We start from the raw sequence: 24,026 nt of genomic DNA on the forward strand, positions 1-24,026 counted from the left end.
ACTCCCCCAAAATTTGGCTTGGGCTGCCTAATCTCCTTGCCCTTCCCTTGCATTTCTTCGGTTCAAGAAACGGTTCTCCGCAAGGGTGCGGCCAAGATTATGCTGTAATGAATGAGTATGAGGAGGGGAAAAACGCGATTTTCGGTTCAAAATCGCCAACAACGGTATCAGATCGATTCTTCCGAGGTTGCTGTCAATGGGCAAGAACACTCTTGTTCACCCAAAGGTTTCCGCCAAACATAATTTTTTTTTGACTCCCAAAGAAAATTTTTAGGCCATCCCACTCACGATGGCTTGAACCTGCCCTATCGCATTCTCCAAATTCTCCACCTGCCGCCCCCCGGCCGTGGCCAAGTGCGCCTTCCCGCCGCCGCCGCCGCCAACCAGCTTGGCAACCGCTCCAACAATCTTCCCTGCCGATAACCTTTCGGTCAGATCGTCGGTGACAACGCAGACAAATTGCGCTTTCCCTTCAATTTCGGCACCAAGCAGGCCGATCCCTCCGCTTCCCAAGCGATTGCGCAGATCATCACCCAATGATTTTAAGGCCTCGATGTCGGCCGCCGCCACTTGCCCGGTTGCCACCCGGAAGCCGTTCAGCGAACTGGCCTGATTAATAATGTTGTCAAGCACCCCAGCCGCCGAAGCCAAACGCGCATGGGCCAGCTCTTTCTCCAGCCCTTTCTTCTCCTCAAGCAATCCCTCAATTTTTTGGTACAACTCACGGTCGCTTACCCCAAGCCGCTTCGATAGCCGCTCAATTTCGTGGTACCGTCCCAGCAGCAGGGCATCGGCATCGAAGCCGGTGACAGCCTCGATCCGGCGAACTCCGGCTTGAATGCTGCTTTCGGCGGTGAGCTTGAAGAAGCCGATGTCGGCGGTGTTCCGCACGTGCGTTCCGCCGCAGAACTCCACCGAGAACGCAGGGTCAATCGTCACGACCCGCACCCGCGAGCCGTATTTGTCGCCAAAAAACATCTTCACGTTCGGGATCTTTCGGGCCTCCTCAATCGCAACTTCCTCGGTCTGAACAGAAATTCCTTCCCGGATTTTTGCGTTGACCATCGCCTCAATCTCGCGCAATTCCTTATCGCTCACTTTGCTGAAGTGATTGAAATCAAAACGGAGATGGTCCGGTGTAACCAACGACCCCGCTTGCTGAACGTGCGTCCCCAACACACGGCGCAAGGCCTCGTGCAGGATGTGGGTGGCCGAGTGGTTCCGTTGGATATGGGCGCGGTAGCCGGTGGCAAGCTGGACGATTGCGTCGTCGCCAACGCTGATTCCGGAAGGCTCCGATTCCAGCGTGTGCAGGAACAGGGTGCCGATTTTATGAACATCGGCCACCGGGTAGGCTTCCCCCCCAATCGTGATGGTCCCGTGGTCGCTTACTTGGCCACCCATCTCGGCATACAACGGCGTGCGGTCCAGCACCACTCCATGCTCGGTGACGGCAAGGACGCGTGCCTCCGCAGTGGTCTGGTCGTAGCCAACGAACTCGGTGCTCCCCTCCACGTTCAGGCTGACGGCTTCCTGCGAAACGTTTTTGCGAGCCATGCGGGCGCGGCGTTTCTGCTCATCCATTAGCTGGTTGAACCCCGCAACATCCACGCCGATTCCCCGCTCGCGGGCAAGCAATTCGGTAAGGTCCAGGGGGAAGCCGCAGGTGTCGTACAGGAAGAACGCATCGGCAGCATTGACGATGCTTGCTTCGGCGGTGCGCTGCTGGAACTCTGCCACCCCTTTCTCGATTGTCGTCCCGAACTGCTCTTCCTCGGCGCGAATGATCTTCTCGATATACTCCCGCTGGCGAACGATTTCCGGGAAGACATCCCCCATGGTGTCGGCCAGCACGGAAACAAGGCGGCACAGGATTGGATCTTTCACATCCAACTCGATAAACGCATACTTCACGGCGCGGCGAAGCAGGCGGCGAAGGACGTAGCCGCGCCCGGCGTTCCCCGGCGCAGCGCCATCGGCCACGGCAAAGGCAACGGTTCGGACGTGGTCCGCCAACACCCGCATGGCGATGCTGGGGCGGTCATCCAGCCCGCCGGAGTATGGTTTGCCGGCAATACGGGAGATTTCCTGCAGCAGCGGCATGAAGACATCGGTGTCGTAGTTGCTCGATTTCCCCTGGACCAGCGCGCAGATCCGCTCGAACCCCATTCCGGTGTCAACGTGCTTGGCCGGAAGTTCTTCCAAGCTGCCATCGGCTTTGCGGTTGTATTGGATGAACACCAGGTTCCAGAACTCAATCACATCTTGCGATCCGGCATTCACCAGCGGGCCGCCGCTGCCGTCGGGGGTGCGGTCGAAGTGGATCTCTGAGCAAGGGCCGCAGGGGCCGGTCTCCCCCATCTCCCAGAAATTATCTTTTGCCCCACACCAGTGGATATGCTCGGGAAGGATGTCCGTTTCGTTCCGCCAGATGTCGTAGGCTTCTTGGTCCTGCTCGCTTCCGTCATCGGCGCGATAAACCGTGACGTGGATCCGATCCTTCGGCAATCCCCAGACGCTGGTGACAAGCTCCCACGCCCACGTAATCGCCTCTCGCTTGTAGTAGTCCCCGAACGACCAGTTCCCCAGCATCTCAAAAAAGGTGTGGTGGTAGGTGTCGTGGCCAACCTCCTCAAGGTCGTTGTGTTTCCCGCTGACGCGCACACACTTTTGGGTGTCGGCAGCGCGGGCATAATCGCGGGTTCCGGTTCCAAGAAAGACATCCTTGAACTGGTTCATCCCGGCGTTGGTGAACAACAGCGTTGGGTCCCCATGGGGAACAACCGGAGCCGAAGGGACGATTGTATGGCCGCGCTGGCGGAAGAATTCAAGAAACGATTGCCGAAGCTCGCGTGAAGTCATGGAAGTGGGCATTGGCCGTTGGTCAGTACGTCAGTTTGTGTGGGTCGCCCTTGCTGTGCGCAAAGGCATCTGCTGAGTTTTGTTGCCTGCTGGTCTTCCGTTCCCCTCTCTCTCACAGCATCCAAAACTCATCATGCCGTCATCTCTATTTTCCGTCATCGCCTTTGAACAAGGGGTAATCGGCTTCAACATCACCCCGTTTAATATCCATCAGGCGGCGTTTCAGCAGTGCGCGGCGGATTGGTTTCAGGTGGTCGAAAAAGTAGATGCCGTTCAAGTGGTCAACCTCGTGCTGTATCACACGGGCAAGGATTCGGTCGGTTTCCAGAATGTGTTCGTGCATGTCAACATCGTAAAACCGCACCTGGATCATGGCCGGGCGGATCACATCGGCGCGAAGGTCGGGAAGGCTAAGGCAGCCTTCTTCCATCGGGATTTCTTCGTCGGAGAACGCCTCGATCACGGGGTTAATCAGCACCAGCGGCTGTTGCTGCTCGAATCCTTCGTAGGAGCTAACATCAATCACCGTCATCGCCAAATTTTTCCCGACCTGGTTTGCCGCCAAGCCAATCCCATCGGCGTTGTCCATGGTGGCCAGCATATCCTGGGCAAGCTGTGCTATCTCGGCATTGATTTCTTCAACGGCCTTCAGCTTTTTCCGCAGAATCGGATGATCGAAGGTGTAGATGGGAAGAATGTGGTCCATAAACAAAGGCTGTGTTGATTGGAACTTTGTTGATGATTGAAAGAAGCGGAACGTTGCGATTGCTGGAACCGACGGAGCATCGGAACCGAATGGGCTAAAAACAACAATGCCGACCTTGTGTGAAGGTCGGCATCGTGTAGCGAAGCGGGACGGACGAGACTTGAACTCGCGACCTCCTGCGTGACAGGCAGGCATTCTAACCAACTGAACTACCGCCCCAAAACGTGTTTCCTTTTTTCGTGGACCTGAGCGGGATCGAACCGCTGACCTCTTGAATGCCATTCAAGCGCTCTCCCAACTGAGCTACAGGCCCTTGTTGATCCCGGCGTGGTTCCGAAAGGGAGCGCAAAGATAGGGGCACGGCGAAGGCGTGTGCAAGCGTTTTTTTTCGGTATAAAATCTTTTAACGACTTCGCAAACCGTGAACGATTTTTGGCTGTTGAAGTCTGTCATCTTTTCCTCTGTTATGCCGGTGTTATGTTTGCGGTGATTCTAATCCGCTTTCCATCCTTCTTGCACAGACCATGAACAACTCCGCACCAACCGGTTCACCGGAGCAACTCCATATCGGCATCCCGGGCTTTAGCTACCACGACCTGTACGACCCCATACGGCTGCGCGACCTTTCCCAGCATTTCGACGCGGCATTGCGGGCAACCGATCCAGATCTGTGGGCCAAATTCGACCACTACCGCCACACCGGCGGCGAAGGGATGAAGCCGGAAGAACGCTCGGAGGTAGCGATTGCCGTTGCGCCACACCTTTCGGCCTTCATCACCGAACTCTTCCAAGTTCAAGACGAGCATGGGCGGCTGCGGCGCGTTGTGGAAGATGACACCGTGGTTCTGACCTTCAAGCGGGAATTTGTGGTGCGCCGGGCACTGAAACGAATCACCAACGCCGATGGGCTTGACGCTGCCGCCGTGATTGCCGCCACCGAAGTGCTGAACAATGCCCTCTTCCTGGAAACCTTTGCCCAAACCGACCCCGAGCGCGCGTTGGCGGTCTCGGTGATCCACTTGATTGATTTGGAGAAATCGTTCAAGCACTCGGAGCTTCACCATGAGGAACCATCGGCCCAGTTGATTGCCGAGGTTGCCACCATTCGCCAGCGGGTTGCCGAAGCAATCGAACGCTCCCCCGCGGTTGCGGTCCAGCTGGCCGGCGTGGATTCGCTCCCCGACGACCATGCGGTGGTTACCGGGGTGCTTGGCCTGTACGAGCGGTGGATTGCCCTTCAGCACCACCAACACCGCCCCGAAACACGCGGCTGGGCATCGCTGCGGATTCCGCACAACGTCAACTTTGCCCACCTTGTTCACTTGCAGCCAGCAGCCGACAAGCCGGAAGGAACCTACGTTGGCCCACCCGAGCATTATCGCTTCCGCGACGGGTTCAAGCTGACGGACCACCGCGCAACCGCACGCGAAATTTTGGGGGAGGTGGAATACTGCATCTACTGCCACAACCGCGATAAAGACTCCTGCAGCAAAGGCTTGCGGGCAAAAGATGGAACCATCCAGAAAAACCCGCTGGGCGTAACCCTGAACGGCTGCCCGTTGGGTGAGAAAATCTCCGAAGCTCATACCCTGAAGGGGGGCGGCGACGGCCTTGCAGCCCTTGCAATGGTGATGGTAGATAACCCAATGTGCCCCGGAACCGGGCACCGCATCTGCAACGACTGCATGAAGGCTTGCATCTACCAGAAGCAGGAACCAGTCAACATCCCGCAGATTGAAACCAGCTTGCTCACCGAAGTGCTGAACTATCCGTTCGGCTTCGAGATGTACTCACTCCTGACCCGTTGGAACCCGCTGAATATCCGCCGCCCCTACGCGCTTCCCTACAACGGGAAGAAGGTGTTGGTGGTGGGATTGGGACCGGCGGGCTACACCCTTTCCCACTACCTTATCAACGAAGGTTTTGGCGTGGTGGGGGTTGATGGATTAAAGATTGAGCCGCTGCCGGAGCGTTGGGTTGGAAGCAAAACCACCCCGCCGCAGCCAATCCGCGATTACCACGAACTGATTGACCAACTTGATGAGCGCATCCTGCTTGGTTTTGGTGGTGTTTCGGAGTACGGGATCACTGTTCGGTGGGATAAGAACTTCCTGAAGGTGATCTACATCGCGCTGGCGCGGCGGCGGAACTTCCGCATCTACGGCGGGATCCGTTTTGGGGGAACCATCACCATTGATGATGCCTGGAAGATGGGATTCGACCATATCGCCATTGCCACCGGAGCCGGCAAACCAACGCTGGTCCCGATGAAAAACAACCTGCTGCGCGGCATCCGCCAAGCCAGCGATTTCTTGATGGCGTTGCAGCTTACCGGCGCGTTCAAACGCGACGCGCTGGCCAACCTTGAGGTGCGCCTTCCGGCAGTGGTGATTGGCGGCGGCCTAACCGGAATTGATACCGCCACCGAAGTGATGGCCTACTATCCAATCCAAGTGGAACGGCTTGCACGCCGGATAGACACCCTGATTGCAGAGCTTGGGGAAGCAACATTCTGGAGCGGCTTCAACGAAGAAGAGCGGGAGACGCTGCACGAGATGGTGGGCCACGGGCACGCGCTGCAACAAGAACGGGAGGCCGCCGCACGGGAAGGGCGCGTCCCGAATTTTATTGACCTGATCCGCTCCTGGGGTGGGGTCTCGCTGGTGTACCGGAAATCCGTCACCGACTCCCCCGCCTACCGTTTGAACCACGAGGAAATCGCCGAAGCGTTGGAGGAAGGGATTTACTTCGTTGAGAATATGTCCCCCACGGCTGCCATTGCCGGCAAGCACGGAGCGGTGGAAGGGATCGTGTTCCAGCAGCAAGGGGCCGACGAAAACGGAAAATGGCGAAGCACCGGCAAGGAGTTCACCATTCCCGCCCGCACCGTACTGATTGCAGCCGGAACAGCCCCGAACACGATTATCGAACGCGAGAACCCAGGGGCATTCGCCTACGACGAATGGCAGCAATACTTTGCGCCGCACACCACTGCTTCTGTGCCTCAGCCGGAAGAGGTTGAGCCATGAGTTTTTTACACCGGAACCTAACGCAGATATGGGATCAGCTTCGTAGTAAAAAAAATCAATCCCAAGATTTTCTTGAAGAACTACGGATTGAGAAGTTGCGTGGCATACGTGATCTTAGGGTTCCTTTTTCATTTCCCGTTTCGGTAATTGCTGGGCCGAATGGATCGGGGAAATCAACCGTTCTTTTTGCATGCGCTTGTGCCTACAGGCCACCAAGCAAGACTTGGGGGATCGTCCCATCAAAACTTTTTCCGAATCTGCAGACACAAGGTAGCGCAAGCCCTTCGGATAAATCTACAGGAACGGTATTTGAGTACTATTATTTAAGCAATAGCACCAAAACAAGAATGCGATGGGCCAAAGGGAAAACTTGGAATAAAAGTTTTCTTGGAAAAAGGGAGGGCATCCAACCAGAACGGCACACCTATATCCGCACGTTATCGAACCTGACGAACCCATCCGAAGTACGAAGCATTCTTCAAATGGGAAAATCAACGTTTACTCAGGAAGAATTAACTGCGGACCTTATTGCTTTTGCGCACCGCATCTTGCCAGTTCGGTATCGTGGGTTGACGTTATTAAAGAGGCGAGACAACAAAGATTTATTATTTGCTGTTCGCGAAAACGATGAGGAGAGCTATTCGGAATTTCACATGTCAGCGGGTGAGCGAGCGATCCTTCGCATCTCCAAAGACATTTCACAGATGAATGATAGCCTTGTTTTAATTGATGAAGTTGAGGCAGGCTTGCACCCTGTGACTCAGCAACAGATGATGTTAGAACTGCAACGTTTGGCGTTGCGTAATAATCTTCAAATCATTGTCACAACCCATAGTTCCGTAGTTATCGAAAGCGTTCCCCAAGATGCACGAATATTTTTAGACCGTACAGAGAATAACGTTGTGATTCAGACTCCATATCGTGATATTATTCAAAAAGCATTGTATGGAAGATCATTAAATAAGCTGTCCATTTTATGCGAAGATGACGTTGCCGAAGGGGTTATTATGGGCGTGTTAGACGTTCTAAACCCCAGAATTGGCATTGCTCCAGATGACATCACCGTTGGCCGCGATACAGGAAAAGACCAATTTGGCCAGCATATTGAAGCGTTGGCCAAATTCCAGACGCTTGATTCATTCGTGTTTATTCTTGATGGCGATGCGCGTAATCTTGAAAATAGTTTGCGAAGCGTAGGAGCGCGCCATGGCCATGCTATTTCCCTTTTGTTCCTTCCAAGCAATCAATCTCCAGAAGTATGGCTGTGGTCCATCCTTACCGCAAAGTGTGATGATTATGCCACAGTGCTTGGAACAACTGTAGAAGATTTACAAAGAAAAATTCAATTAATAGATCAGATATACTCTGGCGCATCCGATAAACCAACCAATATCAACAAAAATAAATTGGAAACACTGGCCGAAGAACTCAATCGAACTGTCCCCCAAATTGCTCGCCTTGTTGCCGCTGGCGAAAGCCAATCCCACAAAGGTGAGATGAAGGTTTTTGTTGATGAATTGTCAGATGCAATTATTGCTTGGAGGAACAGATATTGAACCCCAAGTAACTTTTTCTTCTTGATTCGGGTTATTCGCAGTTTATTTTCCAGCATCAGGAATCAGCTACTCCCAATACATACAGCATAGTGGACACGACCAACAGCAACGATCATCAGAACCTGAAAAACGTTCTTCTGCGCCAAGCGGCAAAGGGGGAGGCGGGGTTCTTCACTTCCTACAACAACGCCGGGCGGTTTATCAGCTACTACGGCGATAACCACCCCCGATACGCGGGGAACGTGGTGAAAGCGATGGCTTCGGCAAAGGATGGATACCCGCACGTGGCGCAGCTTTTCAGCGATTACGCAGCCGCGCTGGACCCCGCCGACCAACCCGCCCGCGATGCCGAGTGGGATGCCTTCGGCGCAATGCTCGATGGCCAGTTCATCGCAACCGTCCACCAAGTTATCCGGCTTACGCCGACCATCGTGGAGGTTATCATCCATGCCCCGGCGGCAACCCAGCATTTCCACCCCGGGCAGTTCTACCGGCTGCAGAATTACGAGACCACAGCCACCGTTATTGAGGGAACACCCCTGCTGATGGAAGGCCTTGCGCTGACCGGTGCTTGGGTGGATACCGAGCGTGGATTGATGAGCACCATCGCCCTGGAAATGGGGACAAGCTCGCGCCTGTGCGCAATGCTGAAACCCGGCGATCAAGTGGTCCTGATGGGACCAACCGGAACCCCCACCGAAATTGAACCGAACGAAAATGTGATCCTTTGCGGTGGCGGGCTGGGGAACGCCGTGCTTTTCTCCATCGGCAAAGAAATGCGCCGCCAGGGATGCCGCGTGATCTATTTTGCTGGCTACCGGAAAGGGGAGGATTTATTCCATCAAGAAGACGTGGAGGAATCGGCCGACCAAGTGATCTGGAGCAGCGATACCGGAGCCGAAATCGTGCCGCGCCGCCCGCAGGATGCCTACAAACGGGGGAATATCCTGGAGGCGATGATCGCCTACGCCACCGGGGAGCTTGGCCAGCAGCTTGTGCCGATGAACAGCGCGCACCGCTTGGTGGTGATCGGCTCCGATAAAATGATGAACGCGGTTCGGCAAGCCCGCTTTGGGGTGCTGGCTCCGCATCTTGGCCCGCACACGGCAATCGGCTCCATCAACTCGCCGATGCAGTGCATGATGAAAGAGGTCTGCGCCCAGTGCATCCAGCGCCATGTTGATCCGGTGACGGGGGAAGAGAAAGGGTTCGTCTTCAGTTGCTTCAACCAGGACCAGCCGCTGGACAGCGTGGATTTCCATTTCCTTGAATCGCGCCTTCGGGCAAACAGCCTTTCGGAAAAAGTAGCAAACTTGTGGCTGAACCATCTGCTGAAGAAACAACCAATAGAGATGGTGTAAAGAAACAGCGAGAGGAAGCAAGGCAACCTCGCGTCAATAGCGATACCAACATCCAACCGAACAATAACCATGAACAAATCATTTTCATCCATGCTTGCAACATTCCTTTCGGGCCTGATGTTGCTGGGGGCAACCGCCTGCGGCAGCGGCAATGCCGATGACGCGCCAAAACAATCGGGCGCGGCAACGGACACCAACGCCCAAAAAGCCCCGGTTCCCGTGGCCAACATTGACCAGAGCTTGCCGACCACCATTGACACAGCACGCCCTTCCTCCAAAATGCCAACCGCACCTGCGGTGGACCAAGAGGTGCCGATCCGCACCCCAGAAGGCCAGCCGGCACGCTACGCCGTGAAATCCGGGCGGCTGACGTTCCGCTACGATGGCGACCTGCGCGGCGAACGGGTCATCACGTTCGACGACTACGGCTTGAAGGAATACACCGTGGATCAATTCATGCAATTCCCCCCAGATGCAGTCTCAGGGGTTCGAGAAGGAACGTCCATTGCAACCCCAACCGAACGATTCTCGCTGCAAAGCCAGACAAAAACTGCTTATAAACTCCCCAACGTCGCTATGCAGGAATATCTGGCCTCCGATTCCTCCAACAAGATGTCATTAACCGACTATATTCTTGCACGGAGCGGAGCCAAGAAGGTAAAAGAGGAAAATTTGCAAGGCTATGCGGCCACGATGTACGAAATCGCTTCGCAAGGAGGGCCCGTGCGGTGGTGGTATTGGAAAGGGATCGTCATCCGCGAGGAAGGGGAATACACCCAGATGAACAAGCATCACACCCTTATGCTGCAGAAGATCGAACTGAACATCGCGGTTCCCGATTCACTTTTCAAAGTTCCGACGGGATACACCGTGCAAGTGCCTCCACCTCCGCCTTCGCCAAACCCACAAGGCGCACCAGGAGCTGCACCCGCACCGCAGAAATAACAAGGCCAACCCCTTATTCTTGATGACTACACCACTGATGCAACGGCGAACGTTGATGATGCTTGCGGGGCTGCTACTGCTTGGCAGTTCCGCTTGCGAGCAGGATGCTGCGCAGCACCCAAGCGACTCCACAAAAACTTCCGCACAACAGCCACCCCCCCCGCCAGGGACTGTGCTGGATATTGACACGACCTCACCCAACGATAACATTGCAACCGCACCGAAGGACCTGGCCGCCGACTCCTTGATGCTTCGCTCGCCGGAAGGGGGCGTGGCGCGGTACGGCGTAAAATCGGGGCGGCTGGTGCTGCGGTATGGCGAACAACTGCGCGGGGAGCGGATTGTGATGTTCGATGACTACGGATTGAAGGAGCGGATCGAAGATAAATTCGCAACCTATCCCCCGGGGGCAAAGGGGCCAATCCGGAACACCATGACCATCGTCACGCCGGACTACTACTACGCTGCCGACCCCGACAGCCGAACCGCGCAACAGGTTCCGAACCGCATTGACGACGACTACGCAGCATCGCCCGATTCCAAAACAATCCCCTTTGCCGAGTGGTTGCTGAAACGGCAACGCGCCCAACACGTTGGCGACACTACTATCAACGGCTACCGCTGCCGGATTGTTCAGATGCAAGCGGCGGGGGGACCCGTGCAGTGGTATCTGTGGCGCGGAATAATTTTGCGCGAAGCAGGGGAATTCACCCAAGCCAAAACGCACCACATTTTGAAAGTTCAAGAAATCAACGTGAATGTGGCAATTCCCGATTCAATGTTTGCACTGCCCGCAGGTTACAAGGTGACGGCACCTCCGCTTCCCAAAAAACCAACAGCCGCGCCGCAAGCGAAATAAATATTCCGATCCCAAAAAATCCCGACAGTTTTTCGCTGTCGGGATTTTTTTATTGGCTCAACACTCCCTTTGAATTATTCTTGAATTATTCTCACCGAAACCACATTCCCGCCAGGCGAAGCAGCAAGTACAGATAGATCATCGGCGAGACGAACAGGAGGCTATCGAAGCGATCCAAAATGCCGCCATGCCCAGGAATTAATTGCGAAGAATCTTTCACCCCTGCGTCCCGCTTCAAATGCGATTCGGCAAGGTCCCCAAGTTGACCGAAAATCCCGCAGATTAATCCCATAACTATGGCGTCGGTAACGGTCAGGAATGGCAGGGCAAGCGCACGCATTGCCAGCATTGCGCCAACCGCGCCGAAAGCCCCAGAAATTGCTCCCTCCCATGTTTTTTTTGGCGAAACTCTCTCAAATAATTTATGCTTGCCAAATAAGCGGCCACCGTAATACGCAAACGAATCGCAGGTCCAAATGGAGACTAAAATGGCCATAATCATATAAAATGAAAATTTCTCGCCCGCTCCGAATAATGGTCCCAGCTGTTGAATTCCAATTAATGCGGGAAGGCAAAGGCCGATATAGGCAATCCCGGCTATCGTCACGGAATTATTCACCATTGCCCCTTCGGTGCGCCGGAACATCTCCAGAAGCAAAACAACAACCGGGACCAGAAGAACAAGCATCGGGATGCTGTGAAGAAGCAGGTCGGAAAAAGGGAGCCGTATTGTGAATAGCGCAAGCCCCACAGAAATTATCTGGGCGTACTGAAAACAGAGCAGAACCACCGCCACCGCCCCGAGGATTTTATTTGGATGTGCACCTTTTTTTTCTGCCATCCAATAAAATTCCAGCAACGCGCCAACGCTGGCCGCCGTGATTAATCCGAAAAATGCCCATCCCCCCAGCCAGACCGCGCCAAGCACAATCGGTATCCCAATAATTGCTGTCACCACGCGCATTGTTCCGTTGCCGTGGCGTTGTTCGAATGCCGTTGGGCCATGCGGCCAGCCCCGCATTGCAGGCGCGGTCCCCGTGGGTTGATTATCGCTCATGGAAAAAAATCAAGAGGTTGTTGATTGATTGGATAGAGCAGGCACTCCCTTCACCTGCTTTGTCTTCCTCTTCCCTCCCCCCCTTCCATCACTTGCCGAAGCGTTGCTCTGATAGGAGCAACATCACGAAGCGTGTGCGGGAAGTGAGGTTGAGTAGAGATGGAAGAGCCGTCCCCGCAGGCTTTACTCTTGCTCCTCTGCGTCGGTTCCAAGGATCTGCTCGGCTTCGTCGCAAAGATGTTCGGGGACAAAGACTTTGGCCACCGCAAGCGCACCCACGGTAAACCCGCGAGTGGTGTCCACCTGCGAGAGCACAAACGCGGGGATACCTTCGGCACGCAATCGCCCGGCAACGATTCTTGCTTCGATGTCGGTGCTGACCGTCCGAATAATCGCCCACTCCACCTGCTGGTGCGCCACGATCAGTTCATCAACCTCAAGCTGGCTGCCGCAGTATGGGCAGGTTTCTACACCATCAGGAACAAGATTTAGGCAGATCGTGCAGGAGAGCATGGATACAACAGAATTGCGTGGAATATGCCGTGCGGATTATCAAGATTGGGGGGCAAGATACGGCGGCAAGCAGGCTTTGCGGTAGTTCGTGATTGCGGTTGGGGCGTGCAAAGTCGTAATTTCAGCACCGGATGAACCAGAAAACCATCTCTAACCTTGGAACGCCATCGGGTCGCCGCCTGTACCAGGACCTGTGGCATGATCTTATTATCGAGCAACGAAGCGCGGTGATCCCTTCGTTGCTGCGGCTGCTCCGCACTGCCATTTCCGGCGCGGAGGTCCGCATTGTCAGCAAGGACGCATCGTTCAACATCGGCCACCCGCTGGGGCTTCGGCATGGGTTCCGGCTGTTTATGGAGGAGATCGTCGTCCGGCACTACTTCAACAACGTGCAGGCACTGGTCTATTTTGGCGCGGTGCTGCTGTTGGTGTTTTTGGGGCTTCGGTTTGCTGGGTTGCTCTCGGAGGAAGTGGCCCTGATCGGCATTGGGATCGAGGCGTGCATGCTCCTGATCCTCTTCCTGGTCCTGTTCTACTCCCCCGAGGACAACCACCATGAAATCGTTGAGTTGGAGGTCCCCGAAGCCGCCGCAACCAGCGACGACGAGGACGCGCGCGACGTAATCCGCGAGGTGCTGGATGAGATCGAGGACATTGGCGGAACCTACGCCACGCTTGGGATGAAAATGGAGCAGCTTGCACGCACGCAGGAGGAAAGCATCCGCGAGCTTGCGCAACGGGTGGCGGCGATTCAGGGATTGAACTTGCTGGAATCGCACGCCGAACGGCTGGAAACCACCAACACCCTCCTTTCCCAACTGACCGCCGCGATTGACGGAATGAACCAGCGGATAGATATGATGTTCGGCAAAGAATTGGAGTATCACGTCCGCCGCGAAATGGAACGGATGCTGCGGCATGGCGCAAACGGAGCCGAGGGCGCAACCCCGATGCAACAACGGGAGGGGGCGGAACAATGAACGCCCCCGTGCAGCGCGGCCCGATACGCCGCCGGAAGGTCTCCGTTGAACTCTACTTCGTCCTCTATCTCTCGGCCATTATCCTTCTGTTAGGAACCACGCCGCTGGTGAACAAAGGGGGCGACACCGAGCTTGAAGAAGCGATTGTGCAGCTTTCGCTTCGCGATTTCAAGGTGCGGGCAAAGCGGGCGGCGTTGGTCTATCCGTTCATCCCTGCCGGAGCTTCGGTTGATACGGCTGGGCTTCGGCTGCGGCGCGACAGCATCAACCTTATTGTTGCCAGCGGAACCTTTGCCGATGTTCGTTTCGCCATTGTTGCCATTCGCGATTCGGCAAGCGGCCAGACGCTTCCGGTGGAATGTGCTTCGCTGACGCAGCAGGGGAACGCAACCGCCGAATTCCGCTGGCGGCCATGCGCCCCGCAACGCCAGGGGGTCTATCTGGTGACGGTGGCCGGCGTGGCAACCCCACTCCCGCCGGAATCGATCCGCCCCCCTGAACTGCGCCAGCGGGTGATTGAAATTTTGCGGCGGCGTGGCTCCATTCGCGACTCGGTAACGTTTGCCGTTACCATGATGGGGCTGAATGGTGATATCGTTGCCGCGCTTCGCCAAAGCTCAACCGCCGATACCGCAACGGGAAGCGGCGCGGCGATTGACACCAGCCTTGCCGCCCTCTCGATGCTTACCCCCGTTCCGCCGCAGCCGCTGGGGATTCCGCTGATTGGCGGGGAGCTGCAAGTGCAATCGCCAACGGTGATTGCCGCGCCCGGCTCAACGTGGAGAAATCAAGTCTTCTTCACCGGGTTTACCAACTCGCCCGACATCACGTTCACCGCGTCGCCAAGCAGCGTCAGCGTTATTCGGAATCCCAATGGATTAACCATCAGCGGCGTGGCTCCGGCCAGCGGAAAGCAGCAGATCACGCTGCGGGGGATCCGCGCCAGCGACCGCCAAACCTTCAACGCCACCTTCACCGTGGACGCATCGCCGCTGGATGGTCCCGACCTTCCGCGGCAGATGTACGTTGGGGAGAATTACGTGATAGAGTTCGGCTCGCAAGGTGTCCCGAATGAGATTGTGCAGGTGGCCGCCGTTGTTGGCACCGACACGATTGCCAGCGGCGGAGCACGCATCAACTTCACGCCATCGCGGACCGGGAACATCACCTTTGTGCGGTTTGTGAACCGCAAGCGGTACGACAGCTACTCGGCAACGGTGATGCCGCTTCCCGCGCCAAATTTCAACGGCCAACCCGATTGCTCCGATGCCAATTTTATCACCATCCGCACCACCAGCTACGGCAGCGTGCGGGGGATTCCCAACAAAGGGCAGCTGGTGGTGGATGAAGGGAATGTGGAGGATCCAATCCAAGATGATTACCAGTACAACAGCCGCACCAAAGCCCACCAGCAGACGTGGAAATTGCGGCGCAAGGGAAAGGGGGAAACACCAATCACCCTGCATATCCTTGACCAACGGGGAAGCCGCGACCCCAACGGACGCTCGCGCAATGTGCAATTCAGCTGCCAGTGATTCACGCACCAACAACCTCATCACGTGTTGAATAGAACTCTGAAAACCATCGTTTCCTTGATCCCTTTCTTCTGGGCCGTCACGCTTACGGCGCAGATGCAGGAGGCATACATTGAGTCGTGGACCATTCAGGATAAAGATTTCAACTTGCGGCAGGAGCTTGCGCGGCGCGTGATTGACAGTGCCAACACATGGCTTACCCGCGACGACATCACACTCCCCACCGCACGGCTCGACGACCCGTTGCAGGTTATCGTCCTTGTGAGCGTGGATCCCGCCACCGCGAAGGAGTCGCGGCAGCTGATGAAGTTGGTGATGGGGAAGATTGTGGTGGATCGCGATTTCGACCGGTTCCTTCCGCGTGGCATTCTGGATTCGTTGGTGCGGCGCAATTGCTTCTGGCGCAACCAACAATTCAGGGTTCTGAACGAAGCCTGGACCCCGCAAGAGGTGGTGAACTACGACCCCAGCCGCTTCCGCCCCGCCCCCTACGACCTTGCCTTCCGCGCCGTGGATGACGTTCCCCCGCGCCAGCTTTCCTTGTTTGAAACCAGCTACAAGGTTGGGAAGGAGTTACGCGGTTGGATAGGCTTGGGATATGACGATCTGGGATTTCCTGCGGCATCGTACGGGAAGATCCGCGCCGGTGCTGGCTGGCGGAACGTGAAATTTTGGGGGGAAATTCCGCTGCCGTTTGGAATGGAACACACAGCATTTTTTGCGCGTGGGTTAGATGCCACCGCTGGCGTGGGGTTGTCGTTCGAGGGGGAGTCGTTTGGCGGCGCGCTCACCTGGTCCGATCCCGCCGAAGCCATTGGCAGCGCACCACTATCGGGCGACACCACTTGGGCGTTTGGGCGTTCGGCATTGGTGCATGGCGCGATTCCGCTGGGCCGCTGGCCGCTGGGGGATGGCTACTTGCGGGCGCGCCTGGGCTTAACCTACACCCAAGCCGTGCAGCGGATCCACCGCAGCGAAGGGGAAGTAGCCATGGGCACTGCCGACGACCGATTTAAGGCACTGATCAGAATGGAGTACGGGTTGGCGAACGAATCGGGGATGCTGCGCCGTTCCATTGGCCTGCAACTGCTAACGGAACTGTCGCGCAATGCCTGGGTGGCAACCTGGCGCGAGCAGTTCACCGATGCCATTGGCCTGCAAGCCACCTTCTTCGGGACCTTCGGCCAGCGAGAACCTTACCGCCCAGCATTCTCCGTCGCGCTCTCGCCAGTGATTTTGTTTTAGGGAGGGGGGGAAGAAGCCGCAAGGCCTTATTTCCCTCAATCGTAAAAACTTCGCGAAAAGGATCGCCCGCGCTACCCGCCCCCTTTTTCCGCAATCTTCAGCAGCCGCCTTCCCCCTTCCTCCAACGTTTCCCACCGCTTGCAGAAGCAGAATCGGAGCAAGTGATCCCCATTTCCTGGGCGGAGGTAGAACGCCGAAACGGGGATTGCCGCCACGCCAATTTCACGAATCAGCCAGCGGTTGAACTCGATGGCATCGCCACGCCCGAACCCGCTGACGTTGGCCACAACGAAGTAGCTTCCCTGCGGGACCGCCGTGGCAAACCCCGCTTGCTGAAGCATTGCCGCAAGCGCGTCGCGGCGGGCTTGGTAGGCGGCGCGGAGTTCGCGGAAATAGCTGTCGGGCAGGCGGAGCGCGTGGGCAATGGCGTGCTGCAACGGCGTTGCCGTGGCAAACACCGAGAACTGATGGACCCGGCGCAACGCCGTTTGCAGATGCTTCGGCCCAATGGCCCAACCGATCTTCCACCCCGTCACCGAAAAACTTTTGCCGCCGCTAGAGATGGTCAACGTCCGGTCCGCCATTCCCGGGAAGGTTGCCAGCCGCTGGTGCGCCGCGCCGTCGAACACGATATGCTCATAGACCTCATCGGTGATGGCGATAAGGTTGTGGCGGCAGCACAGATCGGCAATGATTCCAAGCTCATCGCTTGTGAGGACCGTTCCGGTGGGATTATGGGGCGTGTTGATGATGATTGCGCGGGTCCGCGGCGTGACGGCGCGGCGAAGCTCATCGGGATCGAACCGGAAGTCAGGCGCGTGCAACGCCACCGGAACCGGAATGCCGCCGGCGAAGGTGATGGCCGGAACGTAGCTGTCGTAGCACGGCTCGAAAACAATCACCTCATCGCCCGGGTTGATGAACGCCAGCGCGGCGCAGAAGATCGCCTCGGTAGCTCCGCTGGTGACGGTGATCTCTTGCTCGTGGTCGGCCTGCTGGGCGTAGAATCGTGCGCTGTGTTCGGCAATCGCCTGGCGCAGCTCGGGTTCGCCGAAGGTGATGGCATATTGATTATGCCCCTTTCCGATGGCGGCGGCGGCAGCGTCCAACACGGCTTCTGGCCCATCGAAGTCGGGGAATCCTTGCCCCAAATTCACCGCGCCAACGCCGCGTGCTAACGCGCTGATCTCGCTAAAAATGGTGATGCCAAACGCTTGAATGCGGGCCGCCGTTGGAAGGGCTTGGATATTGGCCATTGGTCAATGGATAGTGTTTGTGAGAATCGTTGATAACAGGTTTTTAGCCTTCGGAATTTATCCCCCTCCGCCGGTTCCTACTCAACCTCAACCTCACCCCCCAACCCCCTCTCCGTGACTTCGTTCCCGAGCAACGCCAATGTAACTGACGGAGAGGTAGCCGCCCCGACCTTCGTCGGGGCGGCGGCATCTTCCCTCCCCTGCCCAGCGGGGGAGGGTTGGGTGGGGGTGATACGAGGGACGGTGGAGCCTACCACGCCGCCACCGCAGTAGCCCCCTCCCCGCCTCCCCCAATTCTGGGGGAGGGGCCGGCAGAGAATGCCCCGGGCAACAGCGAACAACCAATCTTTCTATCACCCCTTTCCCCCCAGCATTGGGGGGACGCGCAGCCGCTTGCGGCGAAGCAGGGGGGCGCAAGGCAGCGGCAGGCCGAAGCCGCCCGACTCTACTGGACCTCACCCCCCCCCACCCCCCTCTCCGTGGCTTCGTTCCCGAGTAACGCCAATGCAACTGACGGAGAGGGGGAGCAAGAAAAAAACAACGCCCGCTCCGGTGTTCGGAACGGGCGTTGGGTTCAGGCTCCACCTTCGGTTGGCTTTTGCCAGCACCGCAGATTAGGGGAGGATGATGTAGTTGATAAAATCAGTAGTTGCTAACGCAACGTTCGTCGTCACTGTGAAGTTGGTTCCAGCCGTGCGTGCGGTGATAGTTCCAGAGGCCACGGTTCCCTCAATCGTGACGATGACGGTGCTGGTGGCGGTGATTGCTGGGTCGGCAATGACCTGAGCTGTTCCGGCCACAGCCGCAACACGGCGATGCGACCCCCAGGACATTGTTCCCGCCGCGTTGGCAGTCAGCACACCATTGCCAGCACCGGCCGGCGCGGCCGCCGGAAGTGTGTAGGTGATATCCGCCGTTTGATCCTGCGCTTTGAACGCCGTGTAGTTGGTTCCGCTTGGGAACGCCCCTGTGCCTGTTTCCGCCTCGAAGAACCGTAGCTCGCTTGGTGCGTTGTCGTTGTTGGCAAGCCACAGATCGGTGTTGCCAAAGACGGCTACGTTGGCTGCGGAGATCGTCATGTCATTGCTGCCACCATTGCCGCCAAGGAAGCCAAAGCTCCCCGCACCGCTCAGCGTCAGGCCACGTCCGCCCGGAATTGCCGAGCGTGCTCCGCTAATCACGTTCAACTCGCCGCCGCTAATCGTGGAGCGGTCAGCACTAACCTCGTTGTTGTAGCCACCAGCGATCACGCTTCTGGTGGAGCTTGAGCGGATAGCGTTGCTTGTGCCACCACCAATGGTAGAGTAGGTGGCTCCCGTCTCAATCGTGTCGGTAGTGCCGCCAGCAATCACCGACTCGAACGCAGAGTTGTTAATCGTGTTCTGATGGCCGCCGCCGATGGTGGAGAACTGCGAGCTGGTGCCGATAGAATTGGCGTTCCCACCATCAATCACCGAGGTGTGCGATGAGGCGATGTTGTTCGTGCCGCCGCCAAGCGTCGAGCCAAACGCGCCGGTGTTGATCCGATTGTTGAATCCGCCACCGATCGTTGTGTGGTCGCCCGAAACAATCACGTTCCCCAAGCCGCCGCTCACTGTCCCGTTGCCAGCACTGGCCCCTACCTGGTTCGACACCCCTCCGGCTATCGTGGAGTTGCTGGACGAAGCCCCAATAGCATTACTCCTTCCGCCGCCAATAGTGCTGTAGTTCGAGGAGATGACGTTTGTCCCTCCATTAATGCCGCCACCACTAATCGTTGCACCAACCACACCAGCCGTCACGCTGTTCCCGTTGAACCCGCCAATGATGTTCGGGCTGGTGGCGTTTGGTTCAAACCGCATCACTCGCTGGTTGCCGCCAGTAGCCGCACCGGTGTTGTTTACCCGAATCTCAAACGCCACGTTGTCGGTGGTTCCTACGAAATTTGTTCCGGCGGTGGTTCCCGCGTTGCCAAGCAGGCTCCAGGCGTTGGCTGTCACGATCGAATCGGCATCGGACCACTGCATCACTCCGCCCGTCGTTGAGGTGAGAATATCCCCGTTGCTGGCTGCGGGCGATGCTGGCAGCGTGTAGGTGATGTCGCTCGTTTGATCCTGCGCTTTGAACGCCGTGTAGTTTGCCGTGTTTGGGAATGCCCCAGCAGTGTTGTACGCCTCGAAGAACCGTAGCTCGCTTGGTGCGTTGTTGTTGTTGGCAAGCCAGAGATTGGCGTTGCCGAAGACGGCTACATCCGGGGTGGAGATCGTCATGTTATTGCTGCCAGTATTGCCGCCAAGGAAGCCGAAACTGCCGTCGGCATCGGCATCCAGCGTTAGGCCAGTGCCGCCGGGGATTGCCGAGTAATGGCCAGCTGCCGTGTTGCTATATCCTCCACCAACGGTCGAAGCATCCCCCGATGCGGTGTTGGTCAATCCTCCACTCACCGTAGAATACAACCCCGATGCCGTGTCGCTCACTCCTCCACCCACCGTCGAATAACTCCCCAATGCTGTGTTGTTCGATCCACCACCTACCATCGAATGCAACCCCGATGCCGTGTTGATCCGTCCCCCACCCACCGTAGAAGCAGCCGCCGATGCCGTGTTGCTCGCTCCTCCACCCACGGTCGAAGCATCCCCCGATGCCGTGTTGGTAAATCCTCCACCGACCGTCGCATTATCCCCCGATGCCGTGTCTCTTACTCCTCCACCCACGGTCGAACCATCCCTCGATGCCATGTTGTCCCGTCCACCACCCACCGTTGCAGAAGAATTTGATACCGTGTTGAATTGCCCTCCACCCACGGTCGAACCAATCCCCGATGCGGTGTTGCTCGATCCTCCACCCACCGTTGCACCAGCCCCCGATGCGGTGTTGTTCAATCCGCCACTAACGGTGGCATAATTATGATCGGATGTTGTCCCACTATTATCCCCTGCATGGTTGTTCCGCCCACCACCCACCACGCCATAGTCATCGGTGACCCTGTTCAAGTTGCCATTGGCCCCACCGCCGGCCAGCGTTGCACCAACCACACCAACCGTCACGCTGTTCCCGTTGAACCCACCAATGATGTTCGGGCTGGTGGCGTTTGGCTCGAATCGCATCACTCGCTGGTTGCCGCCAGTAGCCGCACCGGTGTTGTTGACCCGAATCTCAAACGCCACGTTGTCGGTGGTTCCCACAAAGTTCGTTCCGGCGGTGGTGCCCGCGTTGCCCGTTAGGCCCCAGGCGTTGGCTGTCACGATCGAATCGGCATCGGACCACTGCATCACTCCGCCCGTCGTTGAGGTGAGAATATCCCCGTTGCTGGCTGCGGGCGATGCTGGCAGTATGTAGGTGATGTCCGACGTTTGATCTTGCGCTCTGAACGCCGTGTAGTTTGCCGTGTTCGGGAAGTTCCCGGAAGCGTTGTACGCCTCGAAGAACCGTAGCTCGCTTGGTGCGTTGTTGTTGTTGGCAAGCCAGAGATTGGTGTTGCCGAAGACGGCTACGTTGTCCGCGGAGATCGTCATGTTATGGCCGCCAGTATTGCCACCAAGAAAGCCAAAGCTGCCGTCGGCATCGGCATCCAGCGTTAGGCCAGTGCCGCCCGGGATTACTGAGGAATGGCCAGCTGCCGTGTTGCCACTTCCGCCACCCACTGTCGAAGCCCCCCCCGATGCCGTGTTGCCACTTCCGCCACCCACCGTCGAATAGTTCTGCGATGCCGCATTGGTATATCCTCCACCTACCGTCGAATAGTTCTGCACTGCCGTGTTACTACTTCCTCCACCCACGGTCGCCGCCCCCCCCGATGCCGTATTGGTAAATCCTCCACTCACCGTCGAAACAGCTCCCGATGCCGTGTTGCTATTTCCGCCGCCCACCGTCGAATACTGCCTCGATGCCGTGTTGGTAAATCCGCCACCAACCGTTGAATAATCCCCCGATGCTGTGTCGCTACTTCCACCACCCACCGTCGAGGTAAAACCTGATGCCATGTTGTGCTGGCCGCCACCCACCGTTGAGTAATCCCTTGATGCCGTGTTGAGATACCCACCACCGATCGTCGAAGCAAGCCCCAATGCGGTATCCTGCCATCCGCCACCCACCGTTGCATACTCCTCCGATGCAACGTTTTGCCGTCCGCCAGCGACCGTCGAGGCAAACTCCGATGCCGTGTTGTTCCGTCCGCCACCCACGGTCGAAGTATTTGCCGATGCCTTGTTGAGATATCCGCCAGCGACCGTCGAAGCAAACTCCGATGCCGTGTCGCTCAATCCTCCACCCACGGTCGAGGCAAGCCCCGAGGCGTGGTTGCCATATCCACCACCGACGGTTGATGAATCCCCCGAGGCCGTGTTGTTCTGTCCGCCACCCACCGCCGAATAATCCCCCGAGGCCGTGTTGTTCTGTCCGCCACCCACCGTCGAAATACCCCCCGAGGCCGTATTGTTCTGTCCACCACTCACCGTCGAAATATCCCCCGAGGCCATGTTGATATATCCTCCACCCACAGTTGAAGAAGTTCCCAATGCGGTGTCGCTATATCCTCCACCCACGGTTGAATAGACCCCCGATGCCATGTTGAATCCTCCGCCACCGACCAGCGAATACGAATTCGATGCCGTGTTGCTCACTCCGCCACCGACCGTCGAAGCCCCCCCCGATGCGGTGTTGCTCGCTCCTCCACCCACGGTCGAAACAAGCCCTGATGCCGTGTTGTTCCCTCCACCACTAACGGTGGCATAACGACTATCGGACGTTGTCCCCCCATTATCCCCTGCACGGTTGCCATTGCCACCACCTACCACTCCATAATTATCCGTGATCGTATTCAAACTGCCATTGGCTCCACCGCCCGCCAGCGTTGCGCCAACCACACCGGCCGTCACGCTGTTCCCATTGAACCCGCCAATGATGTTCGGGCTGGTGGCGTTCGGCTCATACCGCATCACTCGGCGGCGGCCTTCGGTGGCGGTGCCTCCGTTATCCACGTGAATCTCAAACGCCATGTTGTCGGTGGTTCCCACAAAGTTCGTTCCCGCAGTGGTGCCGGCGTTCCCGGTCCTCAGCCACGCTACCGAGCCTACCACTGCCGTTGCGGTTCGCTTCAGCAGGTCGCCATTTCCGTCGGCGGTGATAACCCCGTCGGTGGCTCCAGGTACCCACACGCTCCCATCAGCCGCGCCGCTTGCCGAGCCGAACCGCACGTTCGCCGCGCCGGCTGCTCCCGCAACCTCCAGCAACCGCCCAGCGGTCGGTGCTGCCGTCCCGATTCCCACCTCACCTGTAACTGCCACGCGCAAACGCTCCACACTGTTGGTCCGAACCACCAGCGGCTGGCCGTCGGTGGTTCCAATGAAGTTGATTGCGGGATTGGTCCCTCCGTTGCCGGTCAGGCTCCAGAATATCCCGCTCCCTGTGGAGACCGTCAGCACCGTGTCCCAGATCGGAGCGAAGGCGGTTCCGATGTTGAACTCAATCGTCTTTGAGTTGGTGTTGAAGATCATCAACCCTGTTGCTGGGTTGGCAATCGCGTTGCGTTCGGCAGTGGTCATCCGTGGCATCAGGAAGCCAGCGGTGGTGGTGGATAGGTCCAGGATTGCCGATTTGTCCGGCGCAATGGTCCCGATCCCCATGTGGCCGTAGATGTCGGTCATCGGGTGAGACCCCGGGATTTGCGCGGTGGAGATTGTTGTTGCGCCCAGCAAGAGCAAGGCAAGCAGGATGAGTGAAGAGGCGCGAGTACAGAAGGAGAGTTTCTTCATAACGGTTGGCAGCAGTGATGAGGAACGGTTATTCGTCGAAAATCAGCGGCAAAGATGGGGGATATCTTGCAGGCAGCAAAGAAGAAAATTGCTGGAGCGCGTGAGTAATAATTGCGCTGGTGGGGGGCACTCGTGCGGCTCTGTGCGCGGCCTTGTGCGTTGCTCCCCCTCTTGGGAGGGGGCGAGGGGGTGGGGACACATCCAAAGCTGCGCTCATTACCGAATCTCAGGATCAGAAGGCCTCGGTGACCAACGCGAAACCGCCGCCCGTTCGCTCGTTCCCCCGAACCCACCCCGCCCTGTCGGGCACCCCTCCAAGGAGGGGGACGCTTCGGGAGGGTTTGGGGAAAACTTGCGGGAGGGTGGGGTGATACCAAACACGGGCAAGCC

14 protein-coding genes and 2 tRNA genes are annotated in these 24,026 nt (G+C 57.4%); 8 read left to right on the plus strand and 8 right to left on the minus strand.

Features of this window, described 5'->3' with window-relative positions; all coding sequences use genetic code 11:
* Positions 1–270: 270 nt before the first annotated feature.
* From alaS to IPM61_02640, 4 genes are all read right to left on the minus strand, one after another.
* Entirely contained in the window at positions 271–2,862 is a 2,592-nt protein-coding gene (gene alaS / locus IPM61_02625) for an alanine--tRNA ligase (protein MBK8910201.1), read from the minus strand.
* Positions 2,863–3,007: 145 nt separating this feature from the next.
* Positions 3,008–3,568 carry a peptide deformylase gene (gene def / locus IPM61_02630; GenBank protein ID MBK8910202.1) on the minus strand — a complete coding sequence of 187 codons (561 nt, stop codon included), beginning with the start codon at positions 3,566–3,568 and terminating at the stop codon, positions 3,008–3,010.
* A 145-nt stretch (positions 3,569–3,713) separates the two neighbouring features.
* Positions 3,714–3,787 (minus strand) — tRNA-Asp (locus tag IPM61_02635).
* A 21-nt stretch (positions 3,788–3,808) separates the two neighbouring features.
* Positions 3,809–3,881, minus strand: a tRNA-Ala gene (locus tag IPM61_02640).
* A gap of 400 nt (positions 3,882–4,281) precedes the next feature.
* On the opposite strand from IPM61_02640, the gene IPM61_02645 reads away from it, so the two are divergent.
* From IPM61_02645 to IPM61_02665, 5 genes are all read left to right on the plus strand, one after another.
* Positions 4,282–6,597 (plus strand): FAD-dependent oxidoreductase, encoded by a 2,316-nt coding sequence (locus tag IPM61_02645; GenBank protein MBK8910203.1) that lies wholly within the window; start codon positions 4,282–4,284, stop codon positions 6,595–6,597.
* On the plus strand, positions 6,594–8,153 hold the full coding sequence (locus IPM61_02650; GenBank protein ID MBK8910204.1) for an AAA family ATPase: 1,560 nt from the start codon (positions 6,594–6,596) through the stop codon (positions 8,151–8,153). The genes IPM61_02645 and IPM61_02650 overlap by 4 nt, the downstream gene beginning before the upstream one ends.
* Positions 8,154–8,242: 89 nt before the next feature.
* Positions 8,243–9,514, plus strand: coding sequence for a hypothetical protein (locus IPM61_02655; protein MBK8910205.1), 1,272 nt, complete (start codon positions 8,243–8,245; stop codon positions 9,512–9,514).
* 69 nt (positions 9,515–9,583) lie between these two features.
* Positions 9,584–10,459, plus strand: coding sequence for a hypothetical protein (locus IPM61_02660; protein ID MBK8910206.1), 876 nt, complete (start codon positions 9,584–9,586; stop codon positions 10,457–10,459).
* A gap of 22 nt (positions 10,460–10,481) precedes the next feature.
* Positions 10,482–11,318, plus strand: coding sequence for a hypothetical protein (locus IPM61_02665; GenBank protein MBK8910207.1), 837 nt, complete (start codon positions 10,482–10,484; stop codon positions 11,316–11,318).
* Positions 11,319–11,409: 91 nt separating this feature from the next.
* On the opposite strand, the gene IPM61_02670 is transcribed toward IPM61_02665, so the two are convergent.
* Positions 11,410–12,375: a phosphatidate cytidylyltransferase gene (locus IPM61_02670; protein MBK8910208.1), complete on the minus strand. Its 966-nt coding sequence runs from the start codon at positions 12,373–12,375 to the stop codon at positions 11,410–11,412.
* A gap of 183 nt (positions 12,376–12,558) precedes the next feature.
* Positions 12,559–12,888 (minus strand): DUF2007 domain-containing protein, encoded by a 330-nt coding sequence (locus tag IPM61_02675; GenBank protein MBK8910209.1) that lies wholly within the window; start codon positions 12,886–12,888, stop codon positions 12,559–12,561.
* Positions 12,889–13,019: 131 nt separating this feature from the next.
* Between IPM61_02675 and IPM61_02680 the strand changes: the two genes are divergently transcribed.
* The 3 genes from IPM61_02680 to IPM61_02690 are packed head-to-tail and all read left to right on the plus strand — an operon-like array spanning position 13,020 to position 16,648.
* Positions 13,020–13,868, plus strand: a complete 849-nt coding sequence (locus IPM61_02680; protein MBK8910210.1) for a hypothetical protein — start codon at positions 13,020–13,022, stop codon at positions 13,866–13,868.
* Positions 13,865–15,403: a hypothetical protein gene (locus tag IPM61_02685; protein ID MBK8910211.1), complete on the plus strand. Its 1,539-nt coding sequence runs from the start codon at positions 13,865–13,867 to the stop codon at positions 15,401–15,403. The genes IPM61_02680 and IPM61_02685 overlap by 4 nt, the downstream gene beginning before the upstream one ends.
* A 27-nt stretch (positions 15,404–15,430) precedes the next feature.
* Complete coding sequence (locus IPM61_02690) at positions 15,431–16,648, plus strand: hypothetical protein (protein ID MBK8910212.1); 1,218 nt, start codon at positions 15,431–15,433, stop codon at positions 16,646–16,648.
* A 71-nt stretch (positions 16,649–16,719) separates the two neighbouring features.
* Here IPM61_02690 and IPM61_02695 read toward each other — a convergent pair whose 3' ends face one another.
* Together IPM61_02695 and IPM61_02700 are read right to left on the minus strand one after the other, a co-directional pair.
* Complete coding sequence (locus tag IPM61_02695) at positions 16,720–17,904, minus strand: aminotransferase class I/II-fold pyridoxal phosphate-dependent enzyme (protein MBK8910213.1); 1,185 nt, start codon at positions 17,902–17,904, stop codon at positions 16,720–16,722.
* Between the two features lie 614 nt (positions 17,905–18,518).
* Positions 18,519–23,636: a hypothetical protein gene (locus tag IPM61_02700; protein MBK8910214.1), complete on the minus strand. Its 5,118-nt coding sequence runs from the start codon at positions 23,634–23,636 to the stop codon at positions 18,519–18,521.
* Positions 23,637–24,026: the final 390 nt, after the last annotated feature.

The organism is Chlorobiota bacterium (assembly GCA_016710285.1).
GTDB lineage: Bacteria > Bacteroidota > Ignavibacteria > OLB7 > OLB7 > OLB7.